The 13,208-nt window shown below is 59.5% G+C and carries 9 protein-coding genes; 5 read left to right on the top strand and 4 right to left on the bottom strand.

Annotated features, from left to right (window positions below; translation table 11 throughout):
- Positions 1–77 precede the first annotated feature (77 nt).
- From rbfA to ATI14_RS02085, 5 genes are all read left to right on the top strand, one after another.
- Positions 78–473: a 30S ribosome-binding factor RbfA gene (gene rbfA, locus ATI14_RS02105; RefSeq protein ID WP_016973761.1), complete on the top strand. Its 396-nt coding sequence runs from the start codon at positions 78–80 to the stop codon at positions 471–473.
- Positions 474–476: 3 nt separating this feature from the next.
- Positions 477–1,394, top strand: a complete 918-nt coding sequence (truB, locus tag ATI14_RS02100) for a tRNA pseudouridine(55) synthase TruB (protein ID WP_016973760.1) — start codon at positions 477–479, stop codon at positions 1,392–1,394.
- Between the two features lie 115 nt (positions 1,395–1,509).
- Positions 1,510–1,779, top strand: a complete 270-nt coding sequence (gene rpsO / locus ATI14_RS02095) for a 30S ribosomal protein S15 (protein ID WP_003177875.1) — start codon at positions 1,510–1,512, stop codon at positions 1,777–1,779.
- A gap of 196 nt (positions 1,780–1,975) precedes the next feature.
- Positions 1,976–4,081 carry a polyribonucleotide nucleotidyltransferase gene (pnp, locus tag ATI14_RS02090; protein WP_016973759.1) on the top strand — a complete coding sequence of 702 codons (2,106 nt, stop codon included), beginning with the start codon at positions 1,976–1,978 and terminating at the stop codon, positions 4,079–4,081.
- A gap of 294 nt (positions 4,082–4,375) precedes the next feature.
- Positions 4,376–4,996: a BON domain-containing protein gene (locus ATI14_RS02085; RefSeq protein ID WP_016973758.1), complete on the top strand. Its 621-nt coding sequence runs from the start codon at positions 4,376–4,378 to the stop codon at positions 4,994–4,996.
- A gap of 204 nt (positions 4,997–5,200) precedes the next feature.
- Here ATI14_RS02085 and ATI14_RS02080 read toward each other — a convergent pair whose 3' ends face one another.
- From ATI14_RS02080 to pgi, 4 genes are all read right to left on the bottom strand, one after another.
- Positions 5,201–8,137, bottom strand: coding sequence for a DUF748 domain-containing protein (locus ATI14_RS02080; RefSeq protein WP_080520216.1), 2,937 nt, complete (start codon positions 8,135–8,137; stop codon positions 5,201–5,203).
- 87 nt (positions 8,138–8,224) lie between these two features.
- Positions 8,225–9,241, bottom strand: a complete 1,017-nt coding sequence (locus ATI14_RS02075; RefSeq protein WP_016973756.1) for a class I SAM-dependent rRNA methyltransferase — start codon at positions 9,239–9,241, stop codon at positions 8,225–8,227.
- A gap of 112 nt (positions 9,242–9,353) precedes the next feature.
- Positions 9,354–11,291, bottom strand: coding sequence for an acetate--CoA ligase (gene acs, locus ATI14_RS02070; RefSeq protein ID WP_016973755.1), 1,938 nt, complete (start codon positions 11,289–11,291; stop codon positions 9,354–9,356).
- 105 nt (positions 11,292–11,396) lie between these two features.
- Positions 11,397–13,061 carry a glucose-6-phosphate isomerase gene (gene pgi, locus ATI14_RS02065; protein WP_016973754.1) on the bottom strand — a complete coding sequence of 555 codons (1,665 nt, stop codon included), beginning with the start codon at positions 13,059–13,061 and terminating at the stop codon, positions 11,397–11,399.
- Between the last annotated feature and the right edge of the window lie 147 nt (positions 13,062–13,208).

The following is a 13,208-nucleotide window of genomic DNA, read 5'->3' as shown; positions in this document are numbered from 1 at the left end:
TGGCTTTTGTCAGGCCGGGCGTTTGCCGCTTTCAGACCCCACGGGTTTCACCGTGTGGCAGTAACAGGTAACAAGACATGGCAAAAGAATACAGCCGTACCCAGCGTATCGGCGATCAGATGCAGCGCGAGCTGGCCCAACTGATCCGTCGCGAAGTCAAAGACCCGCGCGTAGGCCTGGTCACCATCACCGCCGTTGAAGTGAGCCGTGACGTGGGTCACGCCAAAATCTTCATCACCGTGATGGGCCAGGACAGCAGCGAAGAAATCGCACAAAGCATCAAGGTGCTCAACTCGGCAGCAGGCTTCCTGCGCATGCAGTTGGCCCGTGAAATGAAACTGCGCAGTGTTCCGCAGCTGCACTTCCACTACGACGAAAGCGTCGTGCGTGGCGCGCACCTGTCGGCACTCATCGAGCGCGCCGTGGCTGAAGACAGCCAGCACCCGTCCACACCTGAAGACGCCAAGGAGTAAGCGGTGGCTCAGGTCAAACGTATCCGTCGCAATGTCAGCGGCATCATTCTGCTCGACAAGCCCATTGGTTTTACCTCCAATGCCGCGTTGCAGAAGGTCCGCTGGCTGCTCAATGCCGAGAAGGCAGGGCACACCGGCAGCCTCGACCCCCTGGCCACCGGCGTGTTGCCGTTGTGCTTTGGCGAGGCCACCAAGTTCTCGCAATACCTGCTCGATTCCGACAAGGGTTACGAAACCCTCATGCAGCTGGGCAAGACCACCACCACGGCTGACGCCGAAGGTGACGTTTTGCAGGTTCGCGACGTGACCGTTGGTCGTGCTGATATCGAAGCCGTTTTACCCGCTTTTCGCGGGCAAATCAGTCAGATACCGCCGATGTACTCGGCGCTCAAGCGTGATGGCCAGCCTCTTTACAAGCTGGCGCGTGCCGGTGAAGTAGTGGAGCGTGAAGCGCGTTCTGTTACTATTGCGCGTCTTGAATTGCTCGCCAGTGAGGGCGACACCGCGCGATTGTCGGTGGACTGCAGCAAAGGCACCTATATTCGTACCCTGGTGGAAGATATTGGTGAGCAACTGGGCTGTGGTGCATACGTTGCAGAACTGCGACGTACTCAAGCCGGACCTTTCACCCTGGCTCAGACGGTCACGCTGGAAGAGTTGGAAGCGGTACACGCCGAAGGCGGCAATGAAGCGGTTGATCGCTTCCTGATGCCATCGGACAGCGGTTTGCTCGACTGGCCATTGCTGCATTTTTCGGAGCACAGCGCGTTCTACTGGCTCAACGGCCAGCCGGTACGTGCCCCGGACGCTCCGAAGTTCGGCATGGTGCGGGTACAGGATCATAATGGTCGCTTCATCGGGATCGGTGAAGTGAGCGAAGACGGGCGCATCGCGCCGCGTCGACTGATTCGGTCAGAATGACCGAACGAGGGTGGCTGTTAACAGGCACGGTCACTTCTCATTTTTAGATACAGGGATTTGTCCCTGGCCTGTTGAGATCACCCTTTGGGTGGTTTCCTGAAAAAAGGATTGCCTCATGGCTCTCGACGTTCAAGAAAAAGCACAAATCGTTGCTGACTATCAGCAAGCTGTTGGTGACACTGGTTCGCCAGAAGTGCAAGTTGCACTGCTGACCCACAACATCAACAAGCTGCAAGGTCACTTCAAGGCCAACGGTAAAGATCACCACTCCCGTCGTGGTCTGATCCGCATGGTAAACCAGCGCCGTAAGCTGCTGGACTACCTGAAAGGCAAGGATCTGGGTCGTTATCAGACTCTGATCGGTCGCCTGGGTCTGCGTCGCTAATAAGCGATTGCGCTAGAGGTTGGTTGTCTGCCGTGTGTCAGTGGGATTCCCGCTGGCCCATGGCAGGCTCCCAGCCTCAAGTTTTATCTGGATACACGTTTTACCCTGGACGAGCGTCGGGCCGATTCCCGGCATTGCCCAAGAATTTCGCAAAGAAGACAAGTTCCCCCAAGAGCCACAAAGAAGGTAGGACACCGTGAACCCGGTTATCAAAAAATTCCAGTTCGGTCAGTCGACCGTTACCCTCGAGACAGGCCGTATCGCCCGTCAAGCCTCCGGCGCAGTGCTGGTCACCGTTGACGACGACGTTACCGTTCTGGTGACCGTGGTAGGCGCCAAGACCGCTGACCCGAGCAAAGGCTTCTTCCCTCTGTCCGTTCACTACCAGGAAAAGACTTACGCTGCCGGTAAGATCCCTGGCGGTTTCTTCAAGCGCGAAGGCCGTCCTTCCGAGAAAGAAACCCTGACTTCCCGACTGATCGACCGTCCGATCCGTCCGCTGTTCCCGGAAGGCTTCATGAACGAAGTGCAGGTAGTCTGCACCGTCGTTTCCACCAGCAAGAAGACCGATCCGGACATCGCTGCGATGATCGGTACCTCGGCTGCCCTGGCCATCTCCGGCATTCCTTTTGATGGCCCGATCGGCGCTGCCCGTGTTGCGTTCCACGAAAGCACCGGCTACCTGCTGAACCCGACTTACGAGCAACTGAAAGCATCGAGCCTGGACATGGTCGTTGCCGGTACCTCGGAAGCCGTATTGATGGTTGAGTCGGAAGCCAAAGAGCTGACCGAAGACCAGATGCTGGGCGCCGTACTGTTCGCCCACGACGAGTTCCAGGCTGTTATCAAGGCTGTCACCGAACTCGCTGCCGAAGCCGCCAAGCCAACCTGGACCTGGGCTCCGCAAGCTGAAGCGACCGAACTGCTGGGCGCAATCCGCTCCGAGTTCGGCGCTGCCATCTCCGACGCCTACACCATCACCGTCAAGGCCGACCGTTACGCTCGCCTGGGCGAGCTGAAGGATCAGGTTGTGGCCAAGCTGTCCGGTGAAGAAGGCCAACCTTCCTCCAGCGACGTCAAAGCGGCTTTCGGCGAAATCGAATACCGCACCGTTCGCGAAAACATCGTTAACGGCAAGCCACGTATCGACGGTCGCGACACCCGCACCGTGCGCCCTCTGAACATCGAAGTCGGCGTTCTGCCGAAGACTCACGGTTCGGCGCTGTTCACCCGTGGTGAAACCCAGGCCCTGGTCGTCGCGACCCTGGGCACCGCCCGTGACGCACAACTGCTGGACACCCTGGAAGGCGAGAAAAAAGACCCGTTCATGCTGCACTACAACTTCCCTCCGTTCTCGGTGGGCGAGTGTGGTCGTATGGGTGGCGCTGGCCGCCGCGAAATCGGTCACGGCCGTCTGGCCCGTCGTTCGGTACAGGCCATGCTGCCTGCTGCTGACGTGTTCCCGTACACCATCCGTGTCGTGTCGGAAATCACCGAGTCCAACGGTTCCAGCTCCATGGCTTCCGTTTGCGGTGCTTCCCTGGCACTGATGGACGCCGGTGTGCCGATGAAGGCGCCGGTTGCCGGTATCGCCATGGGTCTGGTTAAAGAAGGCGAGAAGTTCGCCATCCTGACCGACATCCTGGGTGACGAAGACCACCTGGGCGACATGGACTTCAAGGTAGCCGGTACCGCCAAAGGCGTGACCGCGCTGCAGATGGACATCAAGATCAAGGGCATCACCGAAGAAATCATGGAAATCGCTCTGGGCCAAGCCCTGGAAGCGCGCCTGAACATCCTCGGTCAGATGAACCAGATCATCGGTCAGTCCCGTACCGAACTGTCGGAAAATGCTCCGACCATGATCGCGATGAAAATCGACACCGACAAAATCCGTGATGTTATCGGTAAAGGCGGCGCGACCATCCGTGCGATCTGCGAAGAGACCAAGGCCTCGATCGACATCGAAGACGATGGTTCGATCAAGATCTTCGGCGAAACCAAGGAAGCGGCTGAAGCAGCTCGTCAGCGCGTTCTGGGTATCACCGCTGAGGCCGAGATCGGCAAGATCTACGTTGGTAAGGTTGAGCGCATCGTCGACTTCGGCGCGTTCGTCAACATCCTGCCGGGCAAAGACGGTCTGGTGCACATCTCCATGCTGAGCGACGCTCGCGTTGAGAAAGTGACCGACATTCTGAAAGAAGGCCAGGAAGTGGAAGTGCTGGTACTGGACGTGGACAACCGCGGCCGTATCAAGCTGTCCATCAAGGACGTAGCAGCAGCCAAGGCTTCGGGCGTTTAATTACCCCGCGCTTCAAGCTGAAAAAAAGGACTCTTCGGAGTCCTTTTTTATGAGCGCCGGAAAGTGCCGAAAAATCATGCGTTTAATTAAAGTCAAAAGCCGCAACTTGCATGCAGGCACGATAGCGTTCATGCAACTTGCACGATTCCGAAAATTGTCGGTTTTCATAACTTGTTGTTTTATAAGGATTAAATTTGCGAGCAAGACTTGGCACACTGCCTGCAATAACCCTGTTAACGCTGCAGCATCAAGCTCCACACGCCGCAGACTTTTTATAAAACAGGAGTTACTCGTATGAAGAAGTTCGCTCTCGCTACTGCTACCGCTCTGACTCTGGCCATGGGTGCTAACGTAGCCTTTGCTCAGACTTCCCAAGCCCCTATGACGTTGGCGGCAGGTGAAGCTACCAAGGCTAAAGAAAGCGTCTCGGATACCTGGATCACCACCAAGGTTAAATCCGACCTGCTGACCGAGAAGGGCATTCCTGGTTCGGACATCAAGGTTGAAACCAACAAAGGTGTGGTTTCCCTGTCCTCGACAGTCGCTATCTCCGATTCGCAGAAAGCCACTGCTGTAGCGATCACCAAGAAAATCAAAGGCGTAACCGCTGTTTCGGCTGACGGCCTGCTGGCCGGCGGCGCTACCAAGGCAGACAACGTCGACAAAACCAAAAGTGCAGCCGCCGGTGCCAAAGAAACCACCTCTGACACCTGGATCACTACCAAAGTGAAAGCTGACCTGGTGACCGAGAAAGGCATTCCGGGTACCGACATTAAAGTTGAAACCAATAAAGGCGTGGTTTCCCTGTCATCGACTGCTGCAGTGACCGAAGCACAGAAGACAACCGCAGTAAACATCGCCAAGAAAATCAAAGGCGTTAAAGCTGTATCGGCCGATGGCCTGAAAGCAGAGTAACGCTGAACAATTCGTCTGAACGAGACGGCGGCGGCTCAGGGTGAGTCAGATATCCACCCGATGCACCTCTGGAGTTCATGCGACCGACCACACGGATGTGGTCATTACAGGCCCCGGCACTTGTGTCGGGGCCTGTTCTATTGTGGGCTGGAACATATTCGTCAGATCAACAAAGACTCTTGTGGGAGCGCTGTGGCTGAGTAGTTACTCGGCATCCAGATGCATCGGTGTCACCACTCGACCATCTTTCTCCGCCTGCCCCAGGTTGGCATCAATGAAATACACCCGGTCGTCTTCCAGCTGCCCTTTATCCACCAGGTAGTCCTTGATCGCGCTGGCACGGTCCTGGCCCAACTGGCGCAGCAAGACGTCGCTGGCCCCCCAAAACTTGATCAAACCATCACGCAGCTTGGCTGTGCGGTCGTCGCTGCTCAAGTCTTTCCATTCCGCCGGCGGCTGTTGTTTCAAGCGGGTGCGATAGATGCCTTCGAGCAAAGGCGCCTTTTCCTTTTCGGGAACCACCAGCAATGAAGCCTGGGCTGGAACCTTGTCGCCGCGGCGCTGAAGAATCTTGTAGTAGTTGTACTGGTATTCACGTTCCAGGCGTTCTGCCGCGATGAACGGGCCGTCGCTGCTGGCCGCCGCTGTACCTTCAATTTCCAGGCGCAGGGTAGGGCGTTCTTTCAGCGCCTTGGCCAGTGTGTTGAGCGCGCCCTCGGCGTCTTTGCTCAGCTCGCTGGAGCCGGCAGCGAAGGAAACGTTACCCAAATCCTCCGAGCCGCCCCCGGTAATCAACCCACCAATGAACTTGAACGGCGCCGTCGCCGCGCGCACCACCAGGTTACGCAGGGTCTGCCACACAATCGGCATCACGCTGAATTGCGGGTTGTTGAGGTCGCCGGACACCGGCAGTTCGATGGAGATTTTGCCGTCAGTGTCCTTGAGCAACGCAATCGCCAGGCGAATCGGCAGGTCCACGGCGTCGGCGCTGTCGACCTTCTCACCCAGTTGCAGCTGTTCGACCACCACTTTGTTTTCAGCCTTCAACTGACCTTTGGTGATCACATAGTGCAAGTCGAGGTTCAGACGGCCTTTGCGGATACGGAAACCGGCAAACTTGCCGGAATACGGCGTCAGCGTGGTCAGTTCTACGCGTTTGAAGCTGGTGGCGATATCCAGGGCCGCCATCGGATCGAATGGATTGACACTGCCTTTGATGGTCACCGGCGCATAGCGGTCCACCTTGCCCTTGATGTCGACGCTGGCCGGTTTGGCCTGGCGGCTGTCGATGGTGCCGATCTGCCCGTTGAGCTGTTGAATCGCCGTGGCGAAGTTGGGCGTGAGGCTGAAGTCGGCAAAGTTGGCCGAGCCGTCGTTGATTGCAATCTGGCCAATATGAATGCCCAGCGGCTTGTCTTTGCCGGCGGCCGGCTTGGCGGCTGCGGACTTGGCGCCGGTGTCGGCCGGTTGTGGAATCAACAGGTCATCGACGTTGGTGGTGCGGTCATCATTGATCATGAAGCGCGCATACGGCTGCAGCAGGTTCACCTTGTCGATCGACAGGCTGTCGCCGTGTTGGTAATTCACGCCTTCGAGTACCAAGCGCTGCCATTTCACGAAGTCGCGGGTCTTGAGGGTGTCCAGTGTGTGCAACTGGTCAACCTGCGCCCGGCCGGTGACTTGAAGCGCCAGGGGCTCGGTGCTTTTCAGGTTCACGTCCAGGTTGCTGCCGAGCATGCCGCTGCGCAGTTCCAGGCGAATAAACGGGCTGATGTAGGCCTGAGCGACTCGCAGGTCAATGTCCTGGGTGTTCACTTTCAGCTTGGCGCTGACCGGGTTGAGGTTGACCTCGCCGGTCGCCTGGATCTTGCCCTGTTTGCCCAGGCCGCTATCGACCTTCAGGTTAAAGGGGCTGCCGTTGAGGCTGTCGAAATTCTGTACATCCACATTCAGCGGGCCGAGTTCCAGTGCAACCTCGGGTTTGACCTGACGGTCTGCCAAGTGCACTTGATAGTTGCGCAGTTGCACATCCTTGAGCAGCACCTGCCAGGGTTTGCTCGGCGCGGCAGGTTCTGCCTTGGGCGAGTCGGCGGTGGCAGGGGCTGTTACCGGCTCTGGCTTCTTGGCGGGTTTGCTCGGTTGGCTGGCGAACAGTTTCTGCCAATCCAGTTGGCCATCGGCTTCGCGGGCGGCCCAGGTTTCCAGTTTGTTGCTGCGAATTTTGCCGACAACCACTTGCTGCTTGGCCAGGTCCACCGTGGTGTCACTCACGTCCAAGCGTTCGAGGCGCACCAGCGGGCGGCCGTCCGGTGCCTTGATGGCAAATGGCGCGATGCTGGCGGCAGTGTTAGTCAGGTTCAGCTCGGTTTCTTTGGCCAGGCTGAATTTGTAATCGGTGCTGAAGTTCAGCACGCCGTTCTCAAGCACCAGCGGCACCGCGTCACGCACGTAAGGCCACCAGGCTTTCATCTTGCCGTCGGTGACTTTCAATGTGCCTTCTGAGGTGATCGGCACCAGGCTGAAATTGCCTTTCCAGTCAATCTGCCCGCCCTCGGGACCAGCCGCCACCAGGGTCATGTCGGCGTTGTCTTCGGGCAAGGTGCTGAGGTTTTTCAGCTCGAAGTCGAGTTTGTCGTAGAGAAATTCGATCGGCTCGCTGGGGCGCAGGTCCTGGAAGTGCACATAACCGCCGGCCAGCTTGATGCTGTCGATGCGCAGCGGGAAGGGTTTGGCGTCCGGATCGGTCGGAGTCGGCTCGCTCGGTGGCAGCTTGAACAACTGCGCCAAGTTCAACTGGCCGGATTTGTCGAACAGCACTTCGGTCTTGGGCTGATCCAGTTGCACGTCGGCCAGGTGCAGGGCGCGGGTCCACAGGCTGTCGATTTGCAGGTTGGCGTAAAGGCGTTCGAAACCCACTTGTTCCTTGCCCGGTTCGCCGATCTTCAAGCCCCACAACGTCAGTTCCAGGCTGAAGGGGTTGAGCTCGATGCGCTCGATACGCGCGGGCGTCGTGGCGTAATTGGCCAGTTGCTGGTTGGCAATACGAAGGGCAATGCCGGGCAAAATCAAAAAGCCCAGCAAGCTGTACAGGGCAAGCGCAGTCAACAAGGCGCCGATGGCGCGAATCAATCCTTTGGGCATGGGTGACGCCATCTATGTCAAACGAGAGTGCCTTGGAGTATGGCACGGGTTTTCGGTTCCGAAGAACCCGGCCTTTCGAGACAAGTCTTACAGTTGCAGGATAAGGGTCTTCAACGGCGGCTGCTGATCCTGTGACGGAAAGTCCGCCCCTGGCTTCATGACTTGCCACTCGCGTACCGGTCGCCCGGCCTTTTCGGCGCAGCGCAGCACCTGTTCCCGCCAGTCATCCATGCTGACTTTTGCCAGGTTGTTGCAGCAGATCAGCACGCCATTGTCGGCGGTGGCCAGCAAGGCGGGCTTGAGCAGACTCTGGTAATCACGCAGCAGGTCGACGGTGCCGAATGCGCTCTTGGCCCAGGCCGGCGGATCGAGCAACACCAGGTCATATTGACGCGGTTCAAGGCGGGGGTACCTCGGCAGTTTCTGACCGCGGCGCTGGGTGATCGGCAGGCCCGCCAGTTGGCGAATCGCCGGGAAATAGTCGGACTGCACGAACGCCATTGCCGGCAGTTGCGGGTTCAACAGGCCGTTTTCGCGACCCACCGCCAGGTTGCCTTCGGCAAAGTCCAGGTTGCACACCTCACGCGCGCCACCGGCCGCCGCGCTCAAGCCTACGCCACAGGTGTAGGCGAACAGGTTCAGCACGCTTTTGCCGGCGCTGTGGTCCTTGACCCAGCCGCGGGTGTTGCGCAGGTCCAGGAACAGCAGCGGGTCTTGCCCGGCGTGGCGCCCGCGCACTCGGTAATTGAGGCCCCATTCGTGGCCGACCAGGTCTTCCAGTGCCGCAGGCTCGGCGCGGTACACCGTGTCTTCACGGTCGATGCGCGAGTTGCCACGGGAGCGGTCGTTGTAGACCAGCAGCAATTCCAGGCCCATGAACTGGTTGATCAGCTCATGCAGCTCGAGCAAGTCAGCGGTTTGCAGCGACTGGTGAAAGCTCTGCACCAGCAATTGCGGGCCGTAGCGGTCGATGGTCAGGCCGCCGGCGCCTTCCTGGCTGCCGTGGAACAGCCGGTAGCAGTCGGTGCCCTGGGCGTGCAGTTCGTTGATCAGGTCCTGGCGGTAATTGAGGGCGGCGCGCAGCGCCTGATTCAAGGGAGACATGGAGCGCGCCTTGCTGGGTAAATGGGGGCGCGGAGTTTAACAGCTATGGGCCGCCGGCTACATCCGCGCAAAGCGGTCGCCCCCGGCGCGAACCGGCCGGGGGCGTTCGGGGTTAACGGTTCAGGCGTTTGTCGATCAGCCCGTCGACCACGCTCGGGTCGGCCAGGGTCGAGGTGTCGCCGAGGCTGTCCAGTTCGTTGCAGGCGATCTTGCGCAGAATCCGCCGCATGATCTTGCCCGAACGGGTTTTCGGCAGCGCCGGTGCCCACTGGATGAGTTCCGGCTTGGCGAAGCTGCCGATTTCCTTGCTGACCAGCTCCAGCAGATGTTTTCTCAGCTCGTCGCTGGGCTCGATGCCATTCATGGGCGTGACAAACGCGTAGATGCCCTGGCCTTTGACGTCATGGGGGTAGCCGACCACCGCGGCTTCGGCCACTTGGTCGTGCAGCACCAGCGCGCTTTCCACCTCGGCGGTGCCGATGCGGTGGCCGGACACGTTGATCACGTCATCAATGCGCCCGGTGATCCAGTAGTCGCCATCCTCGTCGCGGCGCGCGCCGTCGCCGGTGAAGTAATAGCCGGGGTAGGGTTTGAAGTAGGTGTCGATCATGCGCTGCGGGTCGCCATACACACTGCGAATCTGCCCCGGCCAACTGGCTTTGATCGCCAGCACACCGCTGGCGGCGCCTTCCAGGACCTTGCCTTGCTCATCCAGCAGCACGGGTTGCACGCCAAACATCGGTTGGGTCGCGCAGCCGGGTTTGATGCGTTGGGCGCTGACCAGCGGGCTGAGCATGATGCCGCCGGTTTCGGTTTGCCACCAGGTATCCACAATCGGGCAGCGTTGTTCGCCGACGGCGTTGAAGTACCAGTCCCAGGCTTCCGGGTTGATCGGTTCGCCGACGCTGCCGAGCAGGCGCAGGCTGGCGCGCGAGGTGTTCTCCAGCGGACCGTGGCCTTCGCGCATCAAGGCGCGCAGGGCTGTGGGCGCGGTGTAGAAGATATTCACCTGATGTTTATCGATAACTTGCCAAAAGCGCGAGCTGTCGGGGTAACTCGGCACGCCTTCGAACATCAGCGACGTCGCACCGTTGGCCAAAGGGCCGTAGACGATGTAGCTGTGACCGGTGACCCAGCCCACGTCGGCGGTGCACCAGAACACTTCGCCGTCGCGGTAGTCGAGCACGTATTTGAACGTCATCGCCGCTTGCAGCAGGTAACCGCCGTTGGTGTGCAGCACGCCCTTGGGTTTGCCGGTGCTGCCGGAGGTGTAGAGGATAAACAGCGGGTCTTCGGCATCCATCGGCTCGGGCGGGCAGTCGTCGCTGGCGGCGTCCACGGCCTGTTGATACCTGAGGTCGCGGCCTTCGCTCCAGTTCACCTTGGCGCCGGTGCGTTCAACCACCACAACCGTGCTGACGTTCGGGCAACTGGCGAGCGCCTTGTCCACGTTCTGCTTGAGAGCCACCGGCTTGCCGCCACGCACGCCTTCATCGGCGGTAAACACCGTGCGGCAGTCGGCGTCGAGGATGCGGTCGCGCAGGGCATCCGGCGAAAAGCCACCAAACACCACCGAGTGCACGGCGCCAATCCGTGTGCAGGCCAGCATGGCGTAGGCCGCTTCCGGAATCATCGGCATATAGATGCACACCCGATCGCCTTTCTTCACGCCACGGCTTTTCAGCACATTGGCCAGGCGGCTGACGTTTTGGTGAAGTTGGCGGTAGGAGATTTTTGACGCGTTTGCAGGGTCATCGCCTTCCCAAATGAAGGCCGGCTGATCGGCGCGTTGCGCCAGGTGGCGGTCGATGCAGTTGTAGCTGACGTTCAGCTGGCCGCCGGCGAACCATTGGGCAGCGCCAGTCTTGATGTCTGACTGTTGCACGCTGTGCCAGGGTTTTATCCAGTCAAGAAAGCTGTTTGCCTGCTCGGCCCAGAAGGTGTCGGGGTGTTCGATGGATTGGCGATAGAGGCGCTTGTAGTCCTCTTGACTGAGTTGCGCAGCCCGGCGAACGGCATCGGCGGCGGGGAATGTGCTGATATCGAACATGAGCGGTCCTTATTCTTGTTTTGGCGACAAGACATAAAGATGCACGCAGTGGCAGGAGGGTTCAAGGCCAACGTCCAAACGGACGTTGGCCCTGGATGACCGGCTTCAGCCGCGGTGACGACCGCGGAAGTAGTTGATCAGGCCCTGGGTCGAGGCGTCCTCGGCGGAGGTTTCCTCGGCGCCGGTCAGGCGGTTGTAGACGCCCTTGCCCAGCTCTTTGCCCAGCTCCACGCCCCATTGGTCGAAGGCGTTGATGCCCCAGATCACGCTCTGCACGAACACTTTGTGCTCATACATGGCAACCAGCGCGCCCAGACGGCGCGGGCTGATACGCTCAACCACAATGGTGTTGCTCGGGCGGTTGCCCGGGATCACCTTGTGCGGCGCCAGTTTCTGCACTTCGGCTTCCGGCAGGCCCTTGTCGCGCAATTCGGCTTCGGCTTCGCTGCGAGTCTTGCCGAGCATAAGCGCCTGGCTTTGCGACAGGCAGTTGGCGTACAGCCACTGGTGGTGGTCGGAGACCGGGTTGAAGCTGACGATCGGCACAATGAAGTCGGCCGGGATCAGTTGAGTCCCCTGGTGCAGCAACTGGTGGTAGGCGTGCTGACCGTTGCAGCCCACACCGCCCCAGATCACCGGGCCGGTATCGGTGGCCACCGGCGTGCCGTCCTGGCGCACGCTCTTGCCGTTGGATTCCATGTCCAACTGTTGCAAATGTTTGGTGATGTTACGCAGGTAGTGGTCGTACGGCAGGATCGCGTGGCTCTGCGCGCCCCAGAAGTTGCCGTACCACACACCCAGCAAGCCCAGCAGCACCGGCATGTTCTGCTCGAACGGGGCGTTCTGGAAGTGCTGGTCCATGGTGTAGGCACCGGACAGTAGTTCCTTGAAGTTGGACATGCCGATGGCCAGGGCAATCGGCAAACCGATGGCGGACCACAGCGAATAACGGCCGCCAACCCAGTCCCACATCGGGAAAATGTTTTCTTCGCGGATGCCGAAGGCCACGGCTGCCGCGTTGTTACTCGATACGGCGATGAAGTGGCGGTACAGCTCGGCTTCCGAACCACCCTGAGCCAGGTACCACGCGCGGGCGGCCTGGGCGTTTTTCAGGGTTTCGAGGGTGTTGAAGGATTTCGACGAAACGATGAACAGCGTGGTCTCGGCACGCAGCTTCATGGTCAGCTCGTGGAACTCGCTGCCGTCGATGTTAGCCAGGTAGTGGCAGCGCACGCCTTTGTGGGCGTAGGACAACAGCGCTTCGGAGACCAGCTCCGGGCCGAGGAACGAGCCACCGATGCCGATGTTCACCACGTCGGTGATCGGCTTCTCGGTGTAACCACGCCACAGGCCGTCGTGGATGCGGCCGACCAGATCGGTGATCTGGTTCAGCACCTTGTGCACGTCCGGCATGATGTTCACGCCGTTCACCGACAGTTTGTCGCCCACCGGGCGGCGCAGAGCGGTGTGCAGGGCCGGGCGGCCTTCGGAGGAGTTGACCGGCTCGCCCGCGTACAGCGAGTTGATCGCGTCTTTAAGCCCGACTTCATTGGCCAGGCCCACGAGCAAATCGCGGGTCTCACCGGTAATCAGGTTTTTCGAGTAATCGAGGAAAAGCCCGCAGCTGCTCAACGTGAATTGGGAAAAGCGCTGGGGATCGGCATTGAACGCTTCGCGCATGCTGAAATCCTGCATGGCTTGGCGATGTTGATTGAGCGCTTGCCAGGCGGGCAGAGCGGTAACGTCATGAGGAGTGCGGTAGTACGCCATCGCTGCGGGTTTCCTTTTATTACGGGGACTGCCTTTAGGACACTTCAAAGTCCGGAACGTCCAGACTTTCATCAGGCTGGGTTCCAGACAGCGCTAACCAAGAGCGCAGGGCGATTACATTAAACCTAGCGTGTCGATATGTCTTGG

The sequence above is a fragment of the Pseudomonas tolaasii NCPPB 2192 genome (assembly GCF_002813445.1).
Taxonomy (GTDB): Bacteria; Pseudomonadota; Gammaproteobacteria; order Pseudomonadales; family Pseudomonadaceae; genus Aquipseudomonas; species Aquipseudomonas tolaasii.
The sequence above is the reverse complement of the archived record's forward strand: the minus strand, read 5'-3'. Positions and strand labels throughout refer to the sequence as shown.